At 55.8% G+C, this 11,865-nt stretch carries 9 protein-coding genes and 1 pseudogene; 3 read left to right on the forward strand and 7 right to left on the reverse strand.

The annotated features are described in order from the left end of the window. Positions 1 to 15: 15 nt before the first annotated feature. Both HJ536_RS18370 and HJ536_RS18375 read right to left on the reverse strand, forming a co-directional pair. A complete protein-coding gene (locus HJ536_RS18370) occupies positions 16 to 960 on the reverse strand; it encodes a GAF domain-containing protein (RefSeq protein WP_177158870.1) in 945 nt (314 codons plus the stop codon). 890 nt (positions 961 to 1,850) lie between these two features. Next, the gene (locus HJ536_RS18375) at positions 1,851 to 3,464 is read right to left on the reverse strand and encodes a calcium-binding protein (protein ID WP_177158871.1); all 1,614 of its coding nucleotides are present in this window, start codon (positions 3,462 to 3,464) and stop codon (positions 1,851 to 1,853) included. Between the two features lie 680 nt (positions 3,465 to 4,144). On the opposite strand from HJ536_RS18375, the gene HJ536_RS18380 reads away from it, so the two are divergent. Next, positions 4,145 to 5,356 (forward strand): TsoY family (seleno)protein, encoded by a 1,212-nt coding sequence (locus tag HJ536_RS18380; protein WP_177158872.1) that lies wholly within the window; start codon positions 4,145 to 4,147, stop codon positions 5,354 to 5,356. Positions 5,357 to 5,592: 236 nt separating this feature from the next. Here HJ536_RS18380 and HJ536_RS18385 read toward each other — a convergent pair. Then, positions 5,593 to 5,697 (reverse strand): annotated as a pseudogene (locus HJ536_RS18385) (transposase); the annotation flags it as partial. Positions 5,698 to 5,811: 114 nt separating this feature from the next. Next, entirely contained in the window at positions 5,812 to 7,452 is a 1,641-nt protein-coding gene (locus HJ536_RS18390) for a calcium-binding protein (RefSeq protein WP_177158873.1), read from the reverse strand. Positions 7,453 to 7,828: 376 nt separating this feature from the next. Between HJ536_RS18390 and HJ536_RS18395 the strand changes: the two genes are divergently transcribed. Next, positions 7,829 to 8,374, forward strand: coding sequence for a hypothetical protein (locus HJ536_RS18395; protein WP_177158874.1), 546 nt, complete (start codon positions 7,829 to 7,831; stop codon positions 8,372 to 8,374). A 19-nt stretch (positions 8,375 to 8,393) separates the two neighbouring features. Here HJ536_RS18395 and HJ536_RS18400 read toward each other — a convergent pair whose 3' ends face one another. Next, positions 8,394 to 10,043: a hypothetical protein gene (locus HJ536_RS18400; RefSeq protein ID WP_177158875.1), complete on the reverse strand. Its 1,650-nt coding sequence runs from the start codon at positions 10,041 to 10,043 to the stop codon at positions 8,394 to 8,396. Next, positions 10,037 to 10,375: a hypothetical protein gene (locus tag HJ536_RS18405; RefSeq protein ID WP_177158876.1), complete on the reverse strand. Its 339-nt coding sequence runs from the start codon at positions 10,373 to 10,375 to the stop codon at positions 10,037 to 10,039. The genes HJ536_RS18400 and HJ536_RS18405 overlap by 7 nt, the downstream gene beginning before the upstream one ends. Before the next feature lie 385 nt (positions 10,376 to 10,760). Between HJ536_RS18405 and HJ536_RS18410 the strand changes: the two genes are divergently transcribed. Further along, on the forward strand, positions 10,761 to 10,988 hold the full coding sequence (locus tag HJ536_RS18410; RefSeq protein WP_177158877.1) for a hypothetical protein: 228 nt from the start codon (positions 10,761 to 10,763) through the stop codon (positions 10,986 to 10,988). A gap of 309 nt (positions 10,989 to 11,297) precedes the next feature. On the opposite strand, the gene HJ536_RS18415 is transcribed toward HJ536_RS18410, so the two are convergent. Next, a partial coding sequence (locus tag HJ536_RS18415) for a hypothetical protein (RefSeq protein ID WP_228028804.1) occupies positions 11,298 to 11,865 on the reverse strand: 568 nt, incomplete at its 5' end.

Here is an 11,865-nt window from a genome sequence, read left to right on the forward strand (position 1 = left end):
CGGTTCAATCCTTCTTTACAGGTACCAAGCGACCACGTGGGCCAGTTCACCGTGTTGATAGACAGGCAGGGCAACCATCAGGGTATAGCCCGCAGGCAGACCGGTTGCGCCGGTGTGGACTTGGGGCAGACCAGAGCCGACCACCTGACCAACGGGCCCTTGCCACGCGCCAACGGTTTCCGCATCAACGGGCGGGTTTTCCTTGGGCCAGAGGGGGCCTTCGATCTCGCAAAAGCCATCAATGCGCAGGGCTTTCTTGGTCGCTCCGACAACCTCGGGACGGGCATCCCAGATTTCAAAGCGGCGCGCGATGGGCGTGCCTGCCGACGACAGCAGCGTCAGAACAAAGGTTTTGTCACCGGGCACAGGCACCGGCACGCCAAGGCCATGCTTGAGGCCAATCTCGCCCGCTGCTTCGGCACGCAGGAAGGCCCCGACGCGGGAAAGATCGCGCATCAGGATCGGCGTATTTGCCGCCCAAACGCCGCCGGGCAGCCCCTGCCCGTAGCTGAACGACACGTCCTGCGAGATTTCCTCGAATTTCTGCGCGGTCCCGTAATAGCCATCGGACAGGTGCAGTTTGTTGCCCTGATCTTCCCAGACCTCGATCGCGCCGTGATGCTCGGCGTCATCGCCGCACAGGATCACCAGAACTGCCTTGAGGGTTTTGCCCGCAAACACCGGCACCGCAACCGCGCAGGTCAGACCGGCCTCGAGCGCGGCTTCGGTCCGCTGGAAATACGATCCGTCGAATTCCTTCAGAACCACAGGGCGCGCTTCGGCCCAAGCCTTGCCCGGCAGGCCCTCGCCCTTGGCAAAGCTGGTTTTTCCCGAGATTTCCGCGAATTCGGAGGCATTGCCATAGGCACCCCCACCATGAACAAGGGTCTCCCCTTCAGGCAGCCAGACCTCGGCAATCCGCGCAAAGGTTCTGGCCTCGGGTGTTGCTGTGAGCTGCATCCTCGGCTCCTCCTACATGTCCGGCGATCGCGCATCCCTCGCGCTGGCCGAACGAAAAAACGGCCTGCATTTGACTGCAGGCACCCAAGTCCCACGCTGAATAGGGAGCGTCGCTTCGTCCATACAGAGCGTCTCTTTTGCGGTACTAGGAAGGGGTGGAAGCGGTGAGAGGAACACTTTTCGCCTAATTTATGATCCATATGATTAAACTTTAATCACAAACAGAACGTCGCCTCAGTTAGCGTGGCCTTGAGGCCCCTGTCGCATATTTCATCACAGATTGAGGGGATTACGTTGTCGCTGGCGCAAATTCAGGCAGGCTCATTGGGACCATTGAGCGCCACCGCACAATGCAGCGCCCTGCACCCGAGGAATCAGCCAATGCTGTCAATCACGGAAAACCTTTTGAGCCACGTTTAGTGGCGGAGGATCAGTCCGACAGAACGCCACCAAATGGATCAATAACCCACTGTTTATAATTGACTTTTAAAGATCACAAAAGACGCAGCGTTGCAGTTTGTGTGGCAAAATGTGTGGCAAAAATTTTCGCCTAAAGACCACATACCTAACACAACCATGGCCCAATTTCGGCCTGCGCAGACAATCTCGCCGCCGCGCCACGCGAGCTTCAAGCTCCGCATGACGGGCGATTGCCCAACCCGCGCCATTCGGTGGAAGCAGCCACCAAGGCCCATAGCTCCGATGGATGACCGTTCAGTGGCAGGTCTAGGCCAACCAAATTGTAAACGCGCCTTTGCGCTTGAACGTGTCGTTATAGGCTGGCCAATTCTTGGAACTGTAGGTTGAAGGTGTCGGCCTGCCTATACATTTCAGCTAGCCCTAATGCTGTACGAGATGAACGCCTCAGGGAATTTGCACAACAAAGCCTCTCAGAGCTCACTATAGGTCTTCAATATGACGGCATTCAGAATGTTGAAGTTTGCCGGCAGAACCGTCTTGATCAGGGTGATATCCTTGCCATCAAGAGCCAACACCGTGTACCCGTCATCATTAACCGAAGCCGTCAGTTCAGGCCGACTTATATAGAAGGAAGCACCTTCACCCCAGTACTTGACCACCAGAGAATCTTCGGAAGGATTGAAATCTTCGACCACTGCTATGTCGGCACTGCCGTCGTGATCGATCAGGAAAAATGTATCGTCACCTTCGCCGCCAACGGCTGTATCTCCTGCGCCAACCAGTAATACGTCATCGCCGTAGCCGCCGTTTAAAAGATCCGTTCCATCGGTCCCTACTTGATTATTATGCTCCATGATGATGTCAACGGAGTCAAAACCGTTTGGGTTTGAATAGCTCCAGTAGTAGACATCAAAGAATTCGGAACTACCCCCGTTCAGAACGTCGTCGCCTGTGCCGGCATTCAACGTGTCACTCCCATCGCCGCCCATCAACCAGTCATTACCGGCACCGCCATTCAGCGTATCCCTGCCATCGCCACCATACAGGGTGTCGTTGCCATCCTCGCCTGAAGCTTTGTCATTGCCGCCCTGCAGGTATAAGGCATCATCTTCCGCTCCACCGGTAAGATCATCACTTCCCGCACTTGCCGTCACCACAGAAGAAAGACTGATATCATCCAGAGTGAAGCCTTCGGTATCACCACCGATCACCATCACCAGCTTTCCACCGTCATAAAGGTTCACACCAGTGTCCGTATGCTCAATGCTCAGGTCGGGTTCGCCGGTGGTGACCGAGTACATATACTCGATCTGATCGGCATCCTCGTAGTCCGTGATGGTAGCGGGTGCGTCTCCAGATAGTAGGTGATGCTGAACCACAGCAAAGGTGTCACCGCCGGCACCGCCGGTGGCGGTATCACCAGCCCCGAATGCCAAGGCGTCCCAACTGCTGCCACCATCCAGAACATCCGCGCCGCTTGTGTCCTCTTGGCCAAGTACCAGAGCAACGGCCTCGAACTTCAATGGCTGCGATCTGGGGGTCAGATCTGTAAAGCCACTCTCCCAGTCGACATACAGCGTTGAGAGGCTGCCACTGGCATCGTCTGGAAAATCACCTGCCGAGATCAAGACATCCTGACCAAATCCACCGCGCAGGGTGTTGTCACCACGGGTATCAACTAACCAATCATGGCCAGTGTTACCTATCAGATTGTCATCGCCTTGCCCGCCGATCAGCGTGTCGTAGTCGCTTGCCCCGTTAATAGAGTCATCCCCGACCCCGCCAAACAGCAGATCGTTAGAGTTGCCGCCATCAAGGGTATCGTCACCATCACCGCCGCTGATCGTGTCGTTCCAGCTCTCACCTCTCAGTAGGTCGTCACCCGCAGCGCCGGAGATCAAATCCGAGCCATAGCCACCTAGAACGGTGTCATCGCCACCACTGGCGTCAATCACATCGTTATCGTCGGTGCCCACGATACGCTCGCCAATATCCTGATCCGAACTGTCGTTAGAGGAGGTATCAGCGGAGTCGTCAACTATAACCGAATAGACCCCGTAACTCGCGAGGAGGGAGAACAGCATTATACCAATCATTTTCGCACCAATACAGCGCCTTAACTGACGCATTCACTTTTAAAAGACAGGTGCTAATCACCTGCCCAACCCGTAAGTAAAAGTTTCAAGATATATACCGAATTTCAAGAAATAATTTTTATTTACGATTAATCGTAATGAATTCAGGCGCTTGGAAGGAAACGCAAACCCACTAAATTGGAACAGAATATCGGAATTCCGGACCTTCTTTACGTGCGCAATAAACAACGCGAACGTGCCGATAGTTGCCGTACCGCGTGAAGGCGCCGCGACCAGCAGGTCCGTCAATTCCGGCTTATATTTTTCCTTTAACCAAGGTCTGCATCGCCCCAATACAGCCCTACCAGACCGGACTTTCGAGGCATTGCGGAGCAATTCGGCGGGCCAAAGTCGGTAACGCGCGGGCAAGTTGCCCCCTCTGCGCTTAAACCTCCGGAGATGACCCTCAATAAGGACTTCAACAGGGCCAAAAAATCGCGTTCGATTTGTCGATATGGATAGATTTCGTTGGCAAGGGTCACGTCATGCTTGGCGTTGGAGTGGCCCGAGAAACTACTCGCAGCTCAGGTGTCACACCAAGGCTGCATTGCCTGCGACAACTTGAGCCTTCACATTCGGTTTTTTGAATACTAATATATTCAATATCACGAATGTGAAAGGAGGCTCCAATGTCAATCCAGCACGCTAGACCCGCAGACACCTATGTTCCGACCTACTTTCTTGGCTCCGTCGGGGCCGGAGGCTTGGCCGTCACCTTCTTTATGTACCTGATGTTCTGGGTCAAACACCCCGACAAACCCGTGCCGGTCTTCGAGGATATCGCCGCCGCCTTTGCCACGGGATCACCGCTACTCCAGGCAGCGATTGTCGTGGCGGCCATTGGCATCGCTGTCTTTGCCGTGCTGAACATCAAGGGGTTGATCTGGAACCTGTCCCAACTGTCCAAATTCAAACGAACCGAGAGTTACCACAAGCTGCGCAATTCCAACGGGGAAACCACCCTACTGGCCGCCCCGCTGGCCGTCGCCATGAGCATCAACGCAGCCTTCATCGTAGGTCTGGTGTTTGTGCCTCAGCTTTGGAGCATTGTGGAATACCTGTTCCCGATGGCGCTGGGGGCCTTTGCGCTAACCGGGATTTGGGCCCTGCGTCTGATCGGTGATTTCCTTGGCCGCGTGCTGTCCAAAGGTGGGCTGTTCGATGTCACCGCGCACAACTCCTTTGCCCAGATGCTGCCCGCGTTCGCTTTGGCGATGGTGGCTGTGGGCCTGTCGGCCCCGGCTGCGATGTCCCATACCCCTGCCACTGTGGCCACTGCGCTGGTACTGTCCACCGCGTTTGGCACCGCCGCGCTGATCTATACCGCGCTGGCCGTTGTCACCGCGTTCAACTCGATGCTGCACTACGGCACCGCCAAAGAAGCCGCGCCCACCCTGCTGATCATCGTGCCGCTGATGACCGTTCTGGGGATCATGGTGCTGCGTCAGGATCACGGCCTGCACACCACCTTTGACGCCCATACCAGCGCCGCCGACACCATGATGTTCCTTGCCCGCCTGCTGAGTGTGCAACTCGTGTTCCTTGGGCTGGGTCTGACCGTCCTGCGCCGCCAAGGGTACTTTGCCGATTTTGTCTTCGGTGGGAAAACCTCAGCGGGTTCGTACGCGCTGGTTTGCCCCGGCGTGGCCCTGAGCGTGATGCTGCATTTCTTTGTGAACAAAGGGCTGGTCGCTGCCGCTGCGATCACCAAGTACGACGCGACCTATTGGGCCCTGACCGCCGTTGCCCTGATCGCCCAATTCGCGATGGTCGCGCTGGTGATCCGGCTGAACCGTCAGCACTTTGGCAGTCACGCGTCGCAGGCTGTCCCCGCCGAATAATCCCTCCCCGACCCTGGAAGCACTTGGGCGCCCTTCGTGGCGCCCCTTTTTTCTGTGCCAAGGGACCTTGATAGCATCCCTTCCAGGAGGCCGTTTTCGCGCGAAACAGCATCAGCGCCTGATCCCGCGTTACTGCGCCAAACTTGGCTGTCCAGCGTTTGACGGTCTCGTCCATACTCTTACTCATGGCTACTTTCTTCCTCTATAGCATGAGCAGGAAATCAGTGGGTCTTTACACTCACACCCAACCGCTCAGAAACCTCCTTCATCGGATAGCCCCGTTCGGTGATTTGTGCGACCGCATCGCGCTTGAAATCATCTGTGAAATTCCCTGTGACCATATAGCCTCCTTGCCTCGAAGTTAGCTAAGAAGGCGTCCACATTACACAGGGCTATTGATAGAGGCCATGGGCGGCCCGTTACCATAGATGTGTTGGTAGAGGGCCCCCATGAAGTTAAATGAACGCAATGTCATCTATCAATACAGATGCGTCCGTAAGTCCTTCAATCACCAACTTTTCACTTCCAAAGTTTAGAACGACGCCGTTTTCGTTCTCTGTCGCAAATTGCGAAAGGACTTGGGCTTTGCGTAGCCCGCCCCCCCATAAATCAATATCCAAGAGAAGAGTGTCTATGTCATCTTCGAAGTCTAATATGGTGTCGGTTCGACTTCCTATTTTAAATTCAAATCTGTCTTTCCCGGCACCACCCTCCAAAAGGTCTTTTCCACCGCCACCTGAAAGGCGGTCATTGCCGCTTCCTCCAAACAAAGTGTCGGCCCCGCCGCCTCCAATCAGGATATCTCCGCCGCCGCCGCCGAATATGATATCTTTGCCAAAATTCCCGCTCAAACTGTCACGACCGAGCCCACCATCAATGCTATCAGAGCCACCGCCTCCGACCAGATCGTCATTTCCAGCTTCGCCACACAGGCTGTCGTTGCCACTTCCGCCGTTCAGATGGTCCTTTTGGTTACCACCAAAAAGGGAGTCGCTACCCCCACCGCCAATCAGGATGTCATTTCCAGAATTTCCGAAGATTTGATCATGTCCAGATTTCCCGAGTAGGAGATCATCGCCTTCACCGCCCAAGAGAATGTCGTTTCCAGCGCCAGCATTCATCGTGTCGTCACCTGTGGATCCGAACAGGCTATCATTTCCTCCGAATCCAACAATTACATCATCAGCAACATCTCCATTAATTGTGTCGTTTGACTCAGTGCCGTCTAACTTGAGACTGCCTGGCGTCTGTAGCGACCCAGATATCTCAGTGGGAACTCTTTGACGCTCCCTGCCTATGGATAGGTCGGTGAAAATAATATATAGGTCAACAACCTCAACCTGACCTGCAATGTTCGACCCTAAGAATGTGATTTCAAGCAAATCCGACAAATTTAGATCAGTGCTTGGAGATATCGCTCCGCTAATCGTAAGCCCGTTTTCAGTAGCGACTTGACTTGAGTAAATGCTACCGGAGCCGACAAGTGACACATCGCTCGCTGTAATTCCAACTGTCGCTAAGGTGACGCTGAATTCAACAAGGCTTCCCGCTGAGACAGTTTGATCGTTTGTTGTTAAAGTCGCCTTGCCACCGTTTCCCTCTTGGGTCAAAGAGATAGTCCAAGGCTCCACATCTTTGGTTTTAATAAGTTCAAGAGAGTAAGGTACGGATGAGTCAGTACTTGTATTTACCAGGCCGGAGAAAATAAAAACCATTCCTCCATCGTCTACTTGAAATTCTTTCGTTAAAAGTGAATTTTCTTCATCAAATATGTCGCCGTAGTCATTGAAGATCAAACCCACATATTCGTTGTTCGAGCCACGGACGTTAAACTGAACATTGGAATCAAAAGACGTTGCATCTGAAACTGTAAGCTTGATTTGATACGTGTCGACTGGATCAAGATTCGCTACGAAAGTATCGTAGTCAAATTGCAGGCGGCCCTGAGTGTGAAGGAAGGCCGACGTCTCTTGACCTTCAATGAGTTCTGAAACGAGATAACTTTCGCTCGAGAGAATTTCTTCAAAATCTAATGATGATGGGAACAATCCTGAGCCCGATAAGTCGATGGAAACGGTCTCTGTCGTATACTTCATGAACTCAGTTCTTCCTTAACTCGTACTGATAATTTGCGGTGATTAAAAATTCCCACTTAAACCAGTTGACCTGTTGGCTGCAACTTTTGCAACATATGATTACATTTTATGACGCTTTTAAAACGCAATACTGGAGTTGCTCTGCCTACCAACTCTGGACCACCCGAAGCTGGAGTTTTCGGGCCTTGCTCACGATGACGGGCTGGTTGCGTCACCGGGAAAGTGCAATGCGCTTGGGACTGACCTGCCTCTAAACTTTCATCCAACGGCTATGAGCCTTTGCCAAATGCGCGACGCGGCAGAAAAGCGTTTGACGGAAGAAGCGGAGTGACGCTCAGTCTGTAGGTCAGAAGTCAACATCCCGCAGGCCCCTCCCTTGACCAAGCGCCCCAGCAAATTTATCGGCACACTCTATGCCTTCAAATTTGAAGGGCGCGAGGCCTATGGCATCTGCACCCACGAAGTCATTGACGGCTGGGGGCCGAGGCTCGGGCAGCTCATCCGGTTTTTCGAGGGCACCGCTCCCGAAGGTGCGCGGTCTGCTCCTGATCCCGAGACGGCTCCGGTCATGTTCTGGGCCTTTGTCGATCTGCGCAGATTTCTGCGCTTGGGCCAGGCCGAACACCTCGCAGACTGCGGTGTGCCGGAACACATGCAAGGCACACCGCGACTGCGGCAGGGGCTGCCTCTGCTCCACTATTCCGAGGCGGACCCCATTTTTCTGACAGAGGGACTTGGGGACGACGCTGTTGTCGTCGAAGACCCCGTCAGTGAAGCGGAAATGGCCGCGACGCCTGATCTTGTGGTGCTGGACATCCTCGGGGTGAGTGACTGCTTTCGTTATGGCCTGACGCCCGAGCGGCAGTACGCGATCGCCCACGGCACCCACGTGTTCGACCCCGTGCGGGATGCCCTTTTCTGACCGCCCTTCCCTACCGCCACTACATCTCCAGCCCATCTTCCGGCTCAGACCGCCTTTCTTCCCCTACCAGCCAGGCCTTGATCATCCATCCTCTTGAGCCTTCTCGAGGGCTTCGCCAAGCCACTGCATCATCCGGGCTTGGTTGTTGTGAATAGCGTCGATCTGTGCGGCCATGTGTTTCAGGTCTTGCTGCTGTATCAGGGCGACGCTCAGTTTCTCTACGATCAGCTGGGAATAGGTGTTCGAGGCGATGATCGCGTCCGTGATCTCCTGCAAGCGGTCCGTGAGGGCTGCGTCCTCCGAGCGTCCCAGCATCGCTTCGAGGCGGTCCATCATGGCGCGGAATTCGAGGAGCATGGCACTCAGGCTCTGTAAGTCGGTGGATATAGTCATGAAGGGTTCTCCATTGCTTCTGGGTGGTTTGGAAATCGGTGAGATGGCGAGCGAGGACCCGCGCGATGCGGCGCGCCGCGCGTTGGTCTCGCCAGAGGTCCGCAAGGGCGTTCAGACGCGCCATCAGCGTTTGCAATAGGGGCGGTTTTGGCAGGTCGGATTTTCGAGATTTGGCAATTTTCGCGCCCGCTGCATTCTTTGCTTTTTGAAAGATCGGGATCGGCCGCCACGCGATGCATTCCTGTTCTTTTACAAGGACATGGCGCGGATCAAAGGGCTGCGGATCCCAACCCTCTTTTCCATATTTCCCATATTTTGCGGCGGTCATTGCTTTGCAATCTTCCGATTTCTCGAAGAGCTGATCTTCGAGATCTTCCGCCACAAAGCGGGCGTCGAACTCCGCCTGATCCTGCCGCACCAGCGCGTAGGGGCGGTCTTCAAACAGGCGGCCTTTCAGCACAAATTTCTTCGGCTTTGTGCGCTCGGGATCAATGGCAACGAAGCTCATCGATTTGTCATTCGGTCGCCCGATCCGGTAGCCCGCTTTCCGCGCCAGTTTGCGCAGATGCCGCCGCAGCGCTTTGCGGTGCGGAACAGCTTTTGTTGCCGCTAGGTCTACAAGCTGCTGCCCGAATTCCAGAATGGCCATGTGGGCTGAGGCCAAACCATGCCGCTCCAGTTCCGCGGTGCTTTTGCTGAGCCAAGGCGGAAAGCTGACCCACTGGGTCCGGCGCGGGTCTGTGGGTTCGGCCCATCCGAAGCGCGCGTTGATGAGCTGCCGCTGCAGGTCCCACATCGCGCGGTGCCGTGGCGTCGGTGGACAGGGGTTCCACGACAGATAGCGGCCGTGGCCTGCCAGAACCGCGCGGGGCAGCAGCAGGTTCACTTCCAGCCGCCCTGTATGGGTATGGGTCCCGATCAGGACCGGAGGGCGGCTTTCCTGCGGGACGTGCAGATAGGCCAGTTCCAGCACAGCGGTGACGGCCTTGCCCACACGATCCCTCTGCTCCCGATCCCCGCGATTGAAGGCCGCCACGGGCACATCGCCCTCGGCAAAGGTCATCGTCATGGCGCTGAACCGCCGCGTGAAAGGCAACTGCTGCAGGAACCGCACCATTTGATCCGGGTCACCTGCCAAGAGTTCCGGGGCAGGATCGCGGTTCAGTTGGAGGCGCAGCCCTTCCGCCGACTTCCCCACGGTCGGCGCGAGAAAGTAGGTCAGGATCCCGCGTCCGGAACGATCAGAGGCGTCATATTCGTACCACCCGATCAGCATTTTCCGAGCTGCTCCAAGAGGGCGTTCAGGGCCGCTGTGTTCGCCCAAAGCGCCGAGGCCAGCGCCGTGGGGATTGGGGTGATGCCATTGTTAAAGGCGAGATGGACATCTTCGTTCTGTCGTATGGCGTAGTGCAGTTCCTGGATCAGCCGATCCGGAACACCACGCCCCGCGGGCTTTGCTGACCGATTAAAAATCCACAACGCCACCAGTTGGCTTGCAGAGATGCGCCGCTGTTTCGCCGCGCCTTGCAGCGCCGTCCACTCGGCATCGGTCAGATGAACGCGTCGGGCTTTCTTTTTCTGATCAACATGAGGATCGTCACACAACATACTCTTACACCTTTCAAAGTTACACACGCCTCCCGCCCTAAGGTTCCGGTTGCGGAATGTAACTTTCAAGAGGGGGTGTCCGTTATCCCCAAAAATATTTAAGCCTATGTTTTTTAATTCGAAATAGATCACTACGATTATAGTGATTTTGTGAATTTTGGGGTGGTTTTCCACAAAATTCAGTCGCACTCCCGGCCTTCGATGTTGCGCCTCTCGGGCAGACTTTTCTAGCGTCCAGACATGCCCCACCCATGGGGATTTCCATTCAGCAAGCACCCCTGCGGAGCCCCGCACGGGGCCACAGGAGACGCACGCCATGGCGCGCGACAGGACCGACTTTGCCGATCGCATCCGGCCTCCCGCCCCGAAGGGCGCGGAGAGCGCCGTGGCGCGGTTGGAGGCGGCCCTCCTGCAAGTGGCGGTACTGATGGAACGCCAGCCCAAGTTCGTACTGATCTTCGTGCGGCTCGAAGCCGAACTTTCCGCCGCCCAAGAGGCCGAAGTGAACGGACCTCTGGCGCGGGCCAAGGCCCTGCGGGATCAGCAAGCCCGGAAAGATGTGCGGCGCACTCAGCGCACCAATGTGATTGCCTTGGCGCAGGCCAGATCCTGATTTCCCTCACCTCAGATCATCTCGGATGACCCAGTCTGACCGCTGATGCGCCCGCGCACTTCAGCTGATGTGACTGGTCTGCGAGTGACCCCATGTATTTACATTTTGAGCGTCCGGGCGGGCCCGCAAGAGCCCTTCCGTCTGGCCTGCACGCTTGTTTCCAAGATGGTCGATAATCATTCTGGCAAAACAGCAAGCGATTGGGAAAACGGGCCCGTTCGGGGAGCCTTGATGGTTCAAAAAAAGACGGTCGGTAATATCATCCGGCGCTTTGGACCCTATTCGAATAAGGTTTGCGCAAAACCGGTGTCATTCCACTCGCACAGAGAAGCCCCTGAGCACACCACCAAGATCGACAATCGCAGCGCCGCTTCGAGGAACATCTTCCCCCAGCCACCCCACCTGCGCCTCTCTCCGGACCTCTGGGGTCACGCGGTCCTCAATGTCCAAACCCTGCCGAATTCCCAGAGGTGCAGCAGGATCGACCTGCCGCTTGAGCAGCGCCCCATCTCCGATCTCCAGCGCGATCTCCACCATGGTCCGCGTGGCCACCACACCATGCCCGTTATCCACGACGAATGTGTCCGTCACCAGATCCGTGAGCCCCGCATCGAAAAGGTCCTGCTTCCATTCGCGGATGTCATCGAACCAGGATCGCCCCTCGGGACTGGGATCAAAGGTCACCACCGTCCGCCCCGAGAGCGGCCCCCGCCGCACAGTGAATGACCCACGCTCAGCGAAGCCCTCGGACAGCAGGCTTGTGGTCGCCGCGAGAAGCGGATTTTGCTTGCTGCGTCTGGCATTGAACCTGCCGGTCGCAATCTTGGGGAGCAATCTGCAGATGCTAAAGGAGGTGACTAGTCTGGGATTTCCAGAG

It is taken from the genome of Donghicola mangrovi (assembly GCF_013377535.1).
GTDB lineage: Bacteria > Pseudomonadota > Alphaproteobacteria > Rhodobacterales > Rhodobacteraceae > Donghicola > Donghicola mangrovi.